At 36.4% G+C, this 12,665-nt stretch carries 14 protein-coding genes and 1 pseudogene; 1 reads left to right on the top strand and 14 read right to left on the bottom strand.

All coding sequences use genetic code 11. The features are described from left to right. Position 1 precedes the first annotated feature (1 nt). The 12 genes and pseudogenes from BW946_RS05515 to BW946_RS05460 all read right to left on the bottom strand — a co-directional run bounded on the left by BW946_RS05515 (position 2) and on the right by BW946_RS05460 (position 8,815). Positions 2 to 544 carry an RNA 2'-phosphotransferase gene (locus BW946_RS05515; protein ID WP_076595205.1) on the bottom strand — a complete coding sequence of 181 codons (543 nt, stop codon included), beginning with the start codon at positions 542 to 544 and terminating at the stop codon, positions 2 to 4. Between the two features lie 10 nt (positions 545 to 554). Further along, a pseudogene (locus BW946_RS05510) lies at positions 555 to 1,469 on the bottom strand (ADP-ribosylglycohydrolase family protein). A gap of 26 nt (positions 1,470 to 1,495) precedes the next feature. After that, the gene (locus BW946_RS05505) at positions 1,496 to 2,182 is read right to left on the bottom strand and encodes an SIR2 family NAD-dependent protein deacylase (RefSeq protein WP_076595204.1); all 687 of its coding nucleotides are present in this window, start codon (positions 2,180 to 2,182) and stop codon (positions 1,496 to 1,498) included. Between the two features lie 5 nt (positions 2,183 to 2,187). Further along, the gene (locus BW946_RS05500; RefSeq protein ID WP_076595312.1) at positions 2,188 to 2,694 is read right to left on the bottom strand and encodes an O-acetyl-ADP-ribose deacetylase; all 507 of its coding nucleotides are present in this window, start codon (positions 2,692 to 2,694) and stop codon (positions 2,188 to 2,190) included. Continuing rightward, entirely contained in the window at positions 2,684 to 3,589 is a 906-nt protein-coding gene (locus tag BW946_RS05495; RefSeq protein WP_076595203.1) for an ADP-ribosylglycohydrolase family protein, read from the bottom strand. The genes BW946_RS05500 and BW946_RS05495 overlap by 11 nt, the downstream gene beginning before the upstream one ends. Before the next feature lie 13 nt (positions 3,590 to 3,602). Beyond that, positions 3,603 to 4,073 carry a macro domain-containing protein gene (locus tag BW946_RS05490; protein WP_076595311.1) on the bottom strand — a complete coding sequence of 157 codons (471 nt, stop codon included), beginning with the start codon at positions 4,071 to 4,073 and terminating at the stop codon, positions 3,603 to 3,605. Positions 4,074 to 4,155: 82 nt separating this feature from the next. Then, a complete protein-coding gene (locus BW946_RS05485; protein ID WP_076595202.1) occupies positions 4,156 to 5,235 on the bottom strand; it encodes an adenylosuccinate synthetase in 1,080 nt (359 codons plus the stop codon). Positions 5,236 to 5,292: 57 nt separating this feature from the next. Beyond that, positions 5,293 to 6,147 carry a hypothetical protein gene (locus BW946_RS05480; protein WP_076595201.1) on the bottom strand — a complete coding sequence of 285 codons (855 nt, stop codon included), beginning with the start codon at positions 6,145 to 6,147 and terminating at the stop codon, positions 5,293 to 5,295. 2 nt (positions 6,148 to 6,149) lie between these two features. After that, positions 6,150 to 6,485 (bottom strand): hypothetical protein, encoded by a 336-nt coding sequence (locus BW946_RS05475; protein WP_076595200.1) that lies wholly within the window; start codon positions 6,483 to 6,485, stop codon positions 6,150 to 6,152. Between the two features lie 77 nt (positions 6,486 to 6,562). After that, positions 6,563 to 7,111, bottom strand: coding sequence for a 2OG-Fe(II) oxygenase (locus BW946_RS05470; RefSeq protein WP_076595199.1), 549 nt, complete (start codon positions 7,109 to 7,111; stop codon positions 6,563 to 6,565). 29 nt (positions 7,112 to 7,140) lie between these two features. Beyond that, positions 7,141 to 7,683 carry an NADAR family protein gene (locus tag BW946_RS05465; RefSeq protein ID WP_076595198.1) on the bottom strand — a complete coding sequence of 181 codons (543 nt, stop codon included), beginning with the start codon at positions 7,681 to 7,683 and terminating at the stop codon, positions 7,141 to 7,143. A 436-nt stretch (positions 7,684 to 8,119) separates the two neighbouring features. Continuing rightward, positions 8,120 to 8,815 carry an NUDIX hydrolase gene (locus BW946_RS05460; protein ID WP_076595197.1) on the bottom strand — a complete coding sequence of 232 codons (696 nt, stop codon included), beginning with the start codon at positions 8,813 to 8,815 and terminating at the stop codon, positions 8,120 to 8,122. A gap of 123 nt (positions 8,816 to 8,938) precedes the next feature. On the opposite strand from BW946_RS05460, the gene BW946_RS05455 reads away from it, so the two are divergent. Beyond that, a complete protein-coding gene (locus BW946_RS05455) occupies positions 8,939 to 9,583 on the top strand; it encodes a DUF1579 domain-containing protein (protein ID WP_076595196.1) in 645 nt (214 codons plus the stop codon). A gap of 55 nt (positions 9,584 to 9,638) precedes the next feature. Here BW946_RS05455 and lepA read toward each other — a convergent pair whose 3' ends face one another. Together lepA and BW946_RS05445 are read right to left on the bottom strand one after the other, a co-directional pair. Next, entirely contained in the window at positions 9,639 to 11,435 is a 1,797-nt protein-coding gene (lepA, locus tag BW946_RS05450) for a translation elongation factor 4 (RefSeq protein ID WP_076595195.1), read from the bottom strand. Positions 11,436 to 11,565: 130 nt separating this feature from the next. Next, positions 11,566 to 12,603, bottom strand: a complete 1,038-nt coding sequence (locus tag BW946_RS05445) for a glycine zipper 2TM domain-containing protein (RefSeq protein ID WP_076595194.1) — start codon at positions 12,601 to 12,603, stop codon at positions 11,566 to 11,568. Positions 12,604 to 12,665: the final 62 nt, after the last annotated feature.

The raw sequence follows: 12,665 nt of genomic DNA, 5'->3' as shown, positions 1-12,665 counted from the left end.
TTTATTTTGAAATGTATTTTGCATCTACAAAATCTGTAAGCCAAACCCTGTTTGCAGACTGATAGAAAGATAATCCGTCCTGATGCATTGTTCCGGTTCTGATGGTAAGAATTACAGGTTTACCGTGTCTCATTCCCACCTTTGCAGCAGTCTCTTTATCAGCACTTAAGTGTACATGCTGGCGGGTTCTTTTTTCAATTCCTTTTTCTAAAATGGAAGAGATATTGGCTTCTGCAGTTCCGTGGTAGAGAAATTCAGGGGGCTGTTTGGCCTCTAAAGCCAGATCTATATCAATAGAATGGCCCTGACTTGCCCTGATCATCGTTTTATCTTCATTAAAAGCAAAGCGTTTTTTGTTATTGGTTTCTACAACCTCATCCAGTTCTTCGGGAGTGAAATACGCTCTTCTTTTGGCTGATTTTGCTCTCAGCTCTTCTATATCTGCCCACCCGTTTTCATCCAGTGTAAGTCCTATACTTTCTGGCTGATGACGTAAGATCAGGCTTAAAAATTTACTTATCTTTTTCTTTTCTATTTCGTTCATGGTTTGTGTTTTAGTTCATTAATTTTTGGTGTAATTTCTCACACAATGCTTCAATATCATCCTTTCTCTCCAGTTCAGCAATCCATTCCTGCGGAATATTTTCATATCCGTAATAAACTCCGGCAATTCCTCCGGTAATGGCTCCTGTAGTATCTGTATCTTCTCCGAGATTTACGGCTTTCAACACGGCTTCAGAATAGCTTTCTGAATTGAGAAAACACCATAGTGAAGCTTCCAGGCTGTGAAGAACATATCCTCCACTCTTAACTTCATCTTCAGGATATCTGGAAATATCATTCTTTAAAATTCTACTGAAAAGCTCAATTTCATTTGGATTAAAGCCTTGTTTTTCAGCATATTATAAAGACACTTTCTGTGTATGCGTGTATGCCTCTCTTTTATTTTTTCCTTTCAACAATTGAATGGCAAAAATGACATAGATGAAACAGGCAAAAACAGACCGGAAATGACCATGAGTTATCGCCGAAACCTCTTTTACTGTAAAATAAATTTTCTGAATATCCTCTTCATTTTCAAGATAAAAAGCAAGGGGAAGAATTCTCATTAAAGAACCATTCCCATTGTCTTCTTCAAAAATATTTCCTGAAAATTTAGCACTTTCGCCTTTGATTAATCTTGCCAGAGCATGTCTTGTAGTTCCTCCGATATCGAAAAGTTTTCCATGGGCAGTCCAATGACCATATTTATTCCATTTCACAAAACTTTGTCCGATTTTTTCCAGATCGTAACCTTTGGCAAGTTCATCAGCAAGACAAAGAGTAAGTGAGCTGTCATCACTCCACGTTCCTTTGGGCTGGTTCCAGGACATATATTCAAGCATTTTTGTTACCGGAAAACGTTTTAAGTCTTCTCTTTTCTTAAATTCCACCGGAACACCAAGTGCATCTCCAATGCAGACCCCCATGATTCCTGCTCTTACTTTATTTTCCATCAGGCAAGGTTGATCAGTTTATCAAATAATAGTTTCATTCCTTGTGTAGCTGTTTCCTTCATTACTACAGCTCTCTGTCCGTAGCCAAACCCTGTTTCGTTAGGATTGATGACGATTAAAAGACAGTCATCTTTGATATCATGAATAAGCCCGGCAGCCGGGTAAACCTGCAAAGAAGTCCCGATAACCAGTAAAATATCCGATTCTTTTACAATTTCTTTTGCCTTTTGATATAAAGGGACATCTTCTCCAAACCAAACGATAAAAGGTCTTAATTGTGCTCCGTCTTCGGCTTTGTCACCAATATTGATATCTTCTTTTTGTTCATAAATCAGGCTTTTATTATTACAAGAACATGATTTGAACAGTTCTCCGTGAATGTGAAGGATATTGGTAGATCCAGCTCTTTCATGAAGATCATCTATATTCTGGGTAATGATCTGTACCTCAAAATGCTTTTCCAGCTCTGCCAGCAATTGATGCGCTTCGTTGGGCTGTACTTCATGAAGCTGACGTCTTCTCTGGTTGTAAAATTCCAGGACCAATGCTCTGTCTTTTCTCCATCCTTCCGGACTTGCCACATCCGTTACATTATGATTTTCCCAGAGACCGTCTCCGTCTCTGAAGGTTTTTATTCCGCTTTCGGCACTGATTCCTGCGCCGCTTAATATGGTTAGTTTTTTCATTGTTTTTAATATAATAGTTTTTTGTAAATCAATTCATTTTCATCATCAAAACAAACAAAAATAACTTTCTCAATAATATCTGAATTAAATTTTCTGACTTCATCTACCGCAATTTTTCCTGCCAGTAATTTTGGAAATCTATAGACTCCTGTACTAATATTAGGAAAAGCAATCGTCTTCACACCAAGGCTTTCTGCTAAATTCAAAGAATTACGATAACAGTTTGCCAGAAGAGTTGATTCCTTTTCTTCGTGACCGTTCCAAACTGGTCCTACTGTATGAATAACATATTTTGCAGAGAGATTTCCTGCATTTGTTACTACTGCTTCTCCCGTTTTGCATTTTCCTTGTCTATTTCTGATCGCAATACATTCTTCCAAAATCTGAGGACCGCCTGCTCTATGAATAGCTCCATCTACCCCGCCTCCACCAAGTAAGGAAGAATTGGCGGCGTTAACAATTGCATCAGCTTGGATTTTTGTGATGTCTCCTTTTATTAATTCAATTTTCATAAAATTTGCTTTTTTTCCAGTTTTCAACATTTTTTGTCCAATCAGGAACTGTATTTTCATTACAACATAGAATGCTTACTCCTCCAGCCATTGCACATGTTGTATCCCTGTCTCCTAAAGCAGAAACTGTATTCCATAGACATTGCTCAAAATTATTTCTATATCTCGATAACATCCAGATAACAAGAGGAACAGTATCCTGAGCTGTCATTTTGATTCCGTTTCCAAGAGTTCTTATTAGTAATTCTATACTTGGGTTACCATCAAGATATAATGATTTATTCAACTTACTTTTCATATCAGAATCATTTAACTCATTTTGAATTTTCTGAATAAAATCTTGCTGAGTAAGTTTTATGATCCCCAATCTCTCCTGAATAGCAAATGCTGATGCCAAAGCAATACTTTTTGTGCCTTCTATTGCTTCCTTATTGGCATGAGTAATCTCGCAGGAAAGCTCGGCATTTTCTTTTAATTTTTTAAGATCATCATAGAAGTACGCTCCAATTGTACAGGCTCTCATAGCTCCTCCATTTCCCATGGACCCCTGCCCTGCAAATTTTGAATAAGAAACGTCTTTCCAATTCTCTCCATTTTTCAAATCTCTGAAATACCGATGCATAGTAGGTCCATATCCTCTGTTGATATCCTTATAATAGTTTTTAGTAAACTCTTCTGCCAGAAAGTCTTGATGGATGCTGCCAAACTTTTCCAAAGATCTGAAAACAGCAATTGACATAATGGTATCATCTGTAAAATCCAGAGACCTTTCTGTAATAATTCTCTGATGAATATACATTTTTACTATAGATTCTTCTCCAAAAAAGCTTTCACCAAAAGCATCTCCTATAGCTATTCCAGTAAGTGATTTTGAGGCAAGAAAGAGTTTATCCATTTAATATTTAATTTTATTCAAAATCATATACATATACTTGTATCTCTTTTGCAAGCAATGTTCTTTCAATAATAGGTTCTATTTCTTCCCATTTTCCTCCTGCCAGTCCACATCCTATTCTCGGCATATGTACTGAAGCATTCTGTTGGGTAGCTTCATGAGCCAGTTTTAATAAACATTCTTCCACGGCATCATATCTTATAGGAGGAACATCCGAATGAGTAATTATTTTATGCTGAGCAATCATATTGCAGATCCAGAGATCTTCTTCTGTCTGAACCAGCTGGATTTCTCCAAGGTTAAAATTTTCTTTGTTTTTAAACCATTCCCTGTATTCTTTCTCCGGTTGTCTCCATCTTTTTGAAATGGCAGTAACAAAACCTTTTCCCCAGCCTCCAATATCATTACAGATATGGGCAATTATTTTATTTCCTCCTGCGTCAGGACAGGTAGCATCTCCTTTTATATATTTTATTGCTTTCATGGTCATTATTTTCAATCTTTAAATCATTCTTCTAATCTCTTATTAAGTATAAAAATAATGCTTTTACTCTATGCCTGATTACTTATTTTGAAATTAAAAAGGGCTTAAAATCCTTCGAATAAGGAGAATAAGATCCGTAAACAGCATTAAATTCAACCTCAAGGTTTTCCAGTTTAAATTGTTCATCAATCTGATCAAGACAGGTAACAACTAAATTCTTTTTAGTCGGAAATACATACGCTCCATCCAGCTTTAAGGCGTAATTCAGCAGTTTGTAATCTATTTCCCCGGTTCTTAGCTCCTTTTGATATTCATTAAATGTACAGGTTTCTTCTTCATTATTTTTCAGATTCATTTGTTTTTCATTGCTTATCCAGCCGTTTCCGTGGCGGGTTGAATAACTTCTGGTGACATAAAACATTTCAATATCTTCAATTTTTAAAAGCTTACAGATTTCGTATGCATTTTTAGAAGTGGTATGAGCATAGGTTACATTAGGAAAAACGCCATGATCCATATCGAGTAAAATACCCTGACTTCCTTCGAAAATGAGGTGATCGAATGAAGCCAGGTAATTATAATCATCTATTTTCCAATCAATAGCTTCAATGGCATTTAAATAAGGCTGTAAAAGTTCCCTGATCTCGCCTTCTTCTACAAAACCATAGTAATAGGCAATTCCTTTCAACTTTTCTATCAGCATTTCTCTGGGTGATATGAGGTCTATAGCAAACAGTTTATAAGGACTTTCGTGTCTTTTCATGGTTGCTCCTATTCCTTTTCCGCAGGTTCCGTGTTCCAGATTACGGGCATTTGTTCTGTTCTGCCATACATCGAAAGGAGTTGTAACTTTTGCCAATGGATGGATATGCAGCTCAATGTTTCCGTTCTTTGCTTTTAACTCTTCTCTTTCATTGAGTAGAAAAACCGGATGAATGGTACAATGCTCGGTAAAGTAAGAAGGCAGACCGCGAAGTGCACCGCTTGCAAAACTGGAATGTACATGCTTTCTTTCATCAATCATTACGGTATGTGCCGCCTGCTGCCCTCCTGAAAATCTGATCACAACAGCCTCCGGATTCTGAGAAGCCAGAAAATCTGTGGTAATCCCTTTTCCTTCATCACCAAAACCAAGTCCTATTACTATTTGCGCCTTTTTCATGTCTTTTAATTTTTGAGGTTTCTAGCATTCATATTTTATGATGACATTGACAGATTTCTAAAGCATCTGAAACTGATCTAATCCTCCTGTTCCTGTTGTTCCGAAGCTTTGATTTTTAAACTTATCACAGATGATGTTTTTTATAACATCCGGAATTTCCCTGTGATCTGCTATGGAAATACAGTTTTGTCCTAATAATTCTTTCCAGCCTCTGTCTGCTCTCAATGCCTGATCGGAATGCAAAACACTGATGTGGTATACTTCATATTTTTTCTTTGCCTCTTCCAGCAGTTCAAAATGAGTGTAGGTTTGCTGTCCTTTTCCCATAATCTCTCTGATCGCGGATGCAGAAAGTGTTTTTAAACAGGGTTCGTCACCTACGGTAAACAATAATCCTTTTTGTCCTCTTTTTTCAAACGCATCTGTTCTGGTGTGAAAAGCGGCAAAATACCACGCTAAAAGATAACTTTCACCTGCATTTCCACCTCCTCCGGACTCAATATAAGTTCGTGTGAGCCACATATCCAGTTCTTGATCTCCCGATTCGAACTGCCCCACCTGAAGCGGATAGCCATCACATTCATGATCTCCGATTCCAAGAAACAATAAGGCCGGATCGGGAACTCCTCCCTGGATAATTCCTCCCATGAGTTTAGGTAATCCTTCTCTGATCAGCTCATGAGGAATATGTCCCATACTTCCGGTAACATCCAATCCTAAAATAATCGGAACTGAATTGGGATGAACTTCCGAATCTCTGGATTCTCTGAAAGAAATACCGTGAGGATTCATCGATTCGTGAGCCATTCTTTTGGCATTCTGGGTGAAAATTTCTCCCGCGGATTTTGTTCCGTAACCTGCTTTGCTTGCTCTGTCATAACGAGCGCCTAAATCGTATCTTGTACTTCCCATGACTACAATGTTTTTCCAAATAAATATTCAAATCTCTTTTGGGTCACTTCGAGCTGAATATTCAGATTTCTGATTGTTAATGATAATTCCATATCTTTCTGAACGAATGCTTCGGGATTAAAATCCGCAAAAGTCAGACTGTTTCTGTCTAAAGGACTGATATCAATAAGCCCTTCCTGTTCGCGCTCGAGTCTTTTAATTTTTAATTCGATATCTTCCACTCTGCGCATGTAAATCAGTTCGGAATCTGCTCCGATGATTCTAGCACGGTCTTCTCTGATCTGATCATTATTTCTTTGTAATGATTTGATAAATCTGGGTTTTAATTCATTTTCCATGATCAAATATTTTCATTTGTGTTAATATTAAGCTAATTAAACAAGACATAGCAATATATGTCTCTGATCCGGTTGATTTATACTTTTGAATACATTATATCTGTTCTCAAAACATATTTCAAGCCACTGATCAGTGTTTTTCCTTCGTGTCTTAATAGATGATGAAAAACAAGGGCAGTCCCTTTCTTTGGAGCGACTGTAAACAGGTTTTCAAATTCTGTTTCTCCTCCTTCAAAATCATCATTCAGATAGATCATAAAGGTGTAAAAGCTTTTCTCCTTTTCATTTCGGATATAACTTCCGTCTCTGTGCATTTTGAACTGCTGTCCGGGAGCATATTTATAAACTCTGAGCATTTCATTAAAGTTAAGAAGCTGATATCCATCATATTCCTGAGGCAGAAACTCTGCAGCCTTATTAAAAAGCTCTTCAGCAATTGCAGTATCAAAAATCATCAATCGGTCATTATTTCTGATTCCTTTATTCATCTGCTGGCGTCCGAATACATTGATTTTTGCTTCTTCAAAGACTTTTTCCTGAGAAAGACTGATATAATGATCACATTCCGTTTCAGTCAGAAAATCTTCAATCAGGAATATCTGTGGATGTAATTCTATTTTTTCCATAATTAATATTTTGTGTCTGGTTTGTGTTTTTACCTTCTTAATTCATCTCTTACTTCCATCAAAGCAAATCCTAAAAGGTTTTCTCCGTTCCATAATAAAGGGTTTTCAGCTCTGTTATCTGTTTCCAGCATCCCAATTCCCCAGATTCTATCATAAGGACTTGCCTCCACTAAAACTTTGTCTCCGGTTGACAGCAGGAAGTCTTTAAATTTCTGGTTTTGAGAGAATTTTAAAAGATTTCCCTGGGTTACAATCTGATATTTATGTTCATCCCAAAGCTTCGGGTCAAAGTTTTTCACTTTTCGGCCAAGAGCTTTTGCCTGATTAGGAGTAGTGGCTCTTAAAATTTCCTCTTCCATTTCAGCATCATTAAATAATCTGGCTTTTCCCGCCATCATATAATGTTCTGCCGTTCTATAGGTAATTCCGTTTTCTTCAAAAGTTCCCGGAAACCACTGACTGAAACATGATTTGGTAACCTCATCTTTTGCCGTGTGTCCCCAGAAAAAAAGAAATTTTATCTTTTCTTTTTTCTGAAAGCGTTCTGTAATATTTTGTAGGGTGAATTTCATGATTGCGTTATTTTGACACAAATTTAAAGGAATATGATTTTATTAACCAAATTTATTTGTGTTAATTTTACACTAATAAATATAGTTGATTGATTTTCAGAGATAAAAATTTAATTTCAATCAACACGAATAACACAAATTTTGATCACAAATGACACAAATTTGATGCGTTTAGGCTAAAGCCAATGGAATTTGATCTTAAAAATTATTATTACATCAATGTTATTCTGAACGAAATGCAGTATAGTGATGAATCTAAACAACTACGAGATTCTTCCTCCATCAGAATGACAGAAGCCCGATAATACAATCTGGAGTCAAATGTTTCCTATTGAATGTCTTTCAATTAATATTGTATAATGTGCATTCCGAAAACGCCTATAAATATTAGCGAATAATCGTGCAAGACATTTGTGAAATTTGTGTTTAAAACAAACTATTTAATTTCAAAATAAAAGCCCTGTTCTTCCAGCTCTTTATATTTCTCTTTATTGAATGTAAAAAGTTTTCCGGGTCTGCCACTGCCTTCTTTTTTAACGTTGTTGGTTTCGTTAAGCAGTCCGTAGCTCATGATTTTTTTGCGGAAATTTCTTCTGTCAATTTCCTGTCCGACAATTGTTTTATAAAGGTTTTCAAGGTCTGAAAAAGGAAATTCTTCATTGAGAAGATTGAAGCCGATAGGCTGGTATTGAATTTTTGTACGAAGCCTTTTTAGAGCAGTCTCAATGATTGTTTTATGATCAAAAGCCACTGAAGGAAGTCTATTGATACTGAACCATTGGGCTTCTTCGGCATCTGAATCGGCAAACAGCTCATGATAAGAGGGGTTTACAAGCCCTAAATAAGCCACAGAAACAACTCTGTTTCTCGGATCGCGACCCAGACTACCAAATGTATAGAGTTGCTCTAAAAAATCGGGCTTTATGCCGGCTTCTTCATACAATTCTCTTTTTACTGCATCATCTACACTTTCATCATCGAGAACCAGACCTCCCGGTAAAGCCCAGCCACCTTTAAAAGGCTCAATATTTCTTTTAATCAGAAGGATCTGAAGGTCTTTTTTATCAAAATATCCGAAAATAACGGCATCTACAGCCACTTTTATATCCTGTAATTTTTTTGGAGACTCCATAAATTGATTTGCGTTATGAATACACAAAGTTACAATTTATGCCTGTATTAAAAAATAATTTCCGTTATAATAAAAGTTCTTATATTTAATTCATCATTCTAACCATCTTAAAACTAAATTATTATGAAAAATTTATTAGCAATTCTTTCTGCGGCATTTTTATTAATAGCTTGTGAAAAAGGAAAAACACCTGCAGCCAATGGCACCGATAAAGCAGGTTCTACGGCTGCAAACTCTGAGTGGAAACCTGTAGATTCAGCAACCGCCATGAAAGATTGGATGGCGTACTCAACTCCGGGAGAAATGCAGAAAATGCTTGCCAAGTCTGATGGAATCTGGAACGGAGAAACCACTATGTGGATGGAAAACGGAGCAAAACCTATGATGAGCAAATCTGAGGCTACGAATAAAATGATGTTTGGCGGACGTTATCAGATCACTAATCATAAAGGTGACTTTATGGGAATGCCTTTTGAAGGAATGAGCATTGTAGGATACGATAATTCAAAAAAGAAGTTTGTCAGTACATGGATCGACAATATGGGAACCGGAATCATGCATAGCGAAGGCGACTGGAATCCTTCCTCAAAATCGGTTGAATTTAAAGGAAAAATGACAGATCCTTCAAGACCAGGAAAAGACTGTGATTTCAGAGAAGTATTCACGTTTGTAGATGACAATACTCAAAAACTGGAAATGTACGGACCTGATTCCAAAACAGGAAAAGAGTACAAAACCATGGAAATAAAATATACGCGCAAAAAATAAATCCATAAAAAACCGCTTCATCAGAAGCGGTTTTTACTTTATAATAGATTAATAATTAATCATTTAACTTTAACACTGCCATGAACGCTGATTGCGGTACTTCTACTCTACCAATCTGCTTCATTTTCTTTTTACCTTCTTTCTGCTTTTCCAATAACTTACGTTTTCTGGAAATATCCCCTCCGTAACATTTTGCGGTAACGTCTTTTCTCAAGGCTTTAATAGTTTCTCTTGCGATTACTTTCGTCCCTAATGCAGCCTGAACAGCAATATCGAACTGTTGTCTAGGGATCAGCTCACGAAGTTTTTCACACATTCTTTTCCCGATGTAATAAGCGTTGGAATCGTGAATCAATGAAGATAAGGCATCTACCATGTCACCATTGATAAGAATATCCATTTTTACCAGCTTGGAAGCTCTGAATCCTATAGGATGATAATCAAATGAAGCGTATCCTTTAGAGATTGATTTCAGCCTGTCATAGAAGTCGAATACAACCTCAGCAAGAGGCATATTGAAAATTAACTCTACTCTTTCTGATGTCAGATAACTTTGGTTAACAATTTCTCCTCTCTTTTCGATACATAAAGTCATTACCGCTCCTACGAAATCGGATTTTGTAATAATAGAAGCCTTAATGAAAGGTTCTTCTACTCTGTCCATTGTTGAGGGATCCATCATTTCAGACGGGTTATTGATCAGAATCGGAACTTCAGGTTCTTTTTTAGTATATCCAAAGTAAGATACGTTCGGTACCGTAGTGATCACATTCATATTGAACTCCCTGTCAAGACGCTCCTGAACAATTTCCATGTGAAGCATTCCTAAGAATCCGCAACGGAAACCAAAACCAAGAGCTGCTGAACTTTCCGGTTCGAAAACCAGAGAAGCATCATTCAGTCTTAATTTTTCAAGAGAGAATCTTAATTCTTCAAAATCTTCCGAATCGATTGGGTAAATCCCGGCAAATACCATTGGTTTTACTTCCTCAAATCCATCAATCGGTGCATCAGCAGGTTTTTCAAAAGAAGTGATGGTATCACCTACTTTTACTTCACGGGCATCTTTAATACCCGATACAAGATATCCTACATCGCCGCAATGGATTGTTTTCTTCGGCACCTGCTTCAGTTTTAAGGTACCCACCTCATCAGCTCCGTATTCTTTTCCTGTTGCGAAGAATTTGATTTTTTCATTTTTAGTGATACTTCCGTTCACTACTTTAAAATAAGCTTCGATACCTCTGAAAGGATTGTAAACGGAGTCAAAGATCAAAGCCTGAAGCGGACCATCAGGATTTCCTACGGGTGCAGGAATTCTTTCCACAATCTGCTCAAGAAGGTTATGAACACCTTCACCTGTTTTTCCGGAAACTCTTAATACATCTTCATATTCGCACCCGATAAGGTTCATAATCTCATCGGTTACTTCTTCAGGGTTTGCAGACGGAAGGTCAATTTTATTCAGAATAGGAATAATTGTCAAATCATTTTCCAATGCAAGATACAGGTTACTAATAGTCTGAGCCTGAATACTCTGTGCAGCATCTACAATAAGAAGAGCACCTTCACAGGCAGCAATAGAACGGGAAACTTCATAAGAGAAGTCAACGTGTCCCGGGGTATCAATAAGGTTTAAAATATATTTTTCTCCTTTATACTCATAATCCATCTGGATGGCGTGTGACTTGATTGTAATCCCACGTTCTTTCTCCAAATCCATATCATCAAGCGTCTGAGACTGTAATTCTCTTTGGGTAACGGTATTCGTATACTCCAAAAGACGGTCTGCCAGAGTACTTTTACCATGGTCGATATGAGCGATTATGCAAAAATTTCGTATGTTTTTCATTTAAGAATCTTGTAGTTTGCAAAGATAAAAAAAAGCGAGAGATTATTGTCTTTCATTATCTTATTGTATAAAATTATTTAATTTCCATTGAAAACCTTTGTATTTCTAATTCACCCTTCCGGAAATATTCCTATTTTTCAAAAATATATCCTCCGGTTAAAGAATCAAGATAAACATTGGATTCCATAGTAGATCTGAAACCGACACCATGAACAGCCCCCGCATTGGTATTGGATGAAGAGTCAATTGCTGCACCTATTAAAGCTCCTACTAAACCTCCTGCCACTGCTCCAACGAATAAGCCTCCGGTTTGGGCTGAAGCAAAAAGATTGGTTCGGGAAGAATAGATACAAAAGCCTTTATCGTCTTTCTTCATTTCATCAAAACCCACAGGTGTCGTTTTATAAGCTATTCCGTTTTCTACGTAGCAATATATTTTAGAGAGCGAAGTCTCAAGACCTTTATATATTAACTGTACTACTTTTCCTTTCTTATTTTTTTTGAGGGAATACTCAGGATTTGGATTCTGGTTTCGAAATTCCTGAAAGTTTGTATAAATACCATCTTTAAGAACAGTATTGTTAAATGCTTTATACTCCTTGTTTAAATATTCTTCATATCTGTTTATTTCATTTTCAGGAATATAATATCCGGGATTGATATTTGGATAATAAGACGCTTTTATAAACTGGGTAAATATCTCAGAGATCTGTCCAGCCAAAAATATAGAAGGATGTACGGTAATTTTTGGATTAGAAACAATTACGTTATTATATCTTCCAATAAAATAGTATTTATCATTTCTTTTAATAAAGCTAGAAAGTTTAATTCTTGCTTTTGCATAACTAAATGTACGGTTACTATCCTGTTCTTCATAAACTTTCAGGTCTTCCAGCATCAGAACAATATCATTATTTCCCAGTGTTTTATTGTCTTCTCTGAATTTGTTTTCGATAAATCCCGGAAGGTCGTTACTTTCAAATTTCAGTTCAACTATATCTTTTTTGTCTGGAATACTTCCTATATTTTTATTGGATCTGTTATCAATAAAAGTAAGTGACTTTGTAAGTACTTTTCTGTCTTTTAGATTATCATTAAGCTTAATTATTTCAGTCTTTTGAGCTGGCCATAAGGATGAAAGAAAAAAAAAGAAAAATAATTTTTTCATCTTGCAAATTTTCGGCAAAAATAGGAATTTATAGTAAAATTAAACGGCTCTCACAGAAAGAT

This window comes from Chryseobacterium sp. RU33C (assembly GCF_900156015.1).
GTDB lineage: Bacteria > Bacteroidota > Bacteroidia > Flavobacteriales > Weeksellaceae > Chryseobacterium > Chryseobacterium candidae.
Note: the sequence above shows the minus strand (reverse complement) of the source record. Positions and strands in the feature narration are given on the sequence as shown.